1 protein-coding gene is annotated in these 788 nt (G+C 54.3%); it reads left to right on the top strand.

What is annotated here, in order from left to right; all coding sequences use genetic code 11:
- On the top strand, nucleotides 1-788 hold a 788-nt coding region (locus B5G52_RS21785), incomplete at both ends, for an Ig-like domain-containing protein (RefSeq protein WP_176372609.1).

Below are 788 nucleotides of genomic sequence, written 5' to 3'. Positions count from 1 at the left end.
ACTGAGCTAAGCGCAAGCGTGGATGGTAATGGCGATTGGTCTGTAACCAGCCCAGTGCTAGCCGATGGGGATTACAGCGTCAGTGTTAGCGTGACAGATGAGGCAGGTAATAGCAGTCAACAAACCGATGACTTTATTCTCAATACGAATGCGCCGAGCATCACCATCAACGCAATTGGCGAAACCAACGACACGACACCGACCATTAACGGCACCAGTGATGCAGCCGATGGCACCACGGTGACGGTGGTGATTGATGATGGTATTAACCCCGCGCAATCAATTGATACCACAGTGAATGGCGGAAGTTGGTCAATTACGGTGGCAGACATATTAGCCGAAGGCGACTTCACGGTGACCGCGTCGGTCACTGAAGGGGGCTTAACCAGTGAAGCGACGCGCACAGGGATTATTGATACCACGATGCCAGACATCAGTATCGATGCGATAGCAGACAGTAACGACACCACGCCCACCATAAGCGGCACAGCCAGTGCTCCACAAGGCAGCATCGTGACTGTCGTATTTAATGATGCAGAAGGGAATTCACACACGGTCACCACACACATGACGCCATCGGGCACTTGGTCGGTTCCGGCCAGCGATATCCTCGCTGAAGGGGAATACACGGTGACCGCCAGTGTATCTGACCAAGCAGGTAACCCAGCAAGCACCAGCGTGACCGGGCTGATTGATTTAACGCCACCGAGTGTCAGTATTGACGCGCTCGCTGCGGGCAGTGATGTCACGCCATTAATCAGCGGGCAAAGCAGCGGTGTACCAGCGGG

This window comes from Pseudoalteromonas sp. A601, from assembly GCF_002165575.1.
In the GTDB taxonomy this organism is placed as follows: domain Bacteria; phylum Pseudomonadota; class Gammaproteobacteria; order Enterobacterales; family Alteromonadaceae; genus Pseudoalteromonas.
The sequence above is the reverse complement of the archived record's forward strand: the minus strand, read 5'-3'. Positions and strand labels throughout refer to the sequence as shown.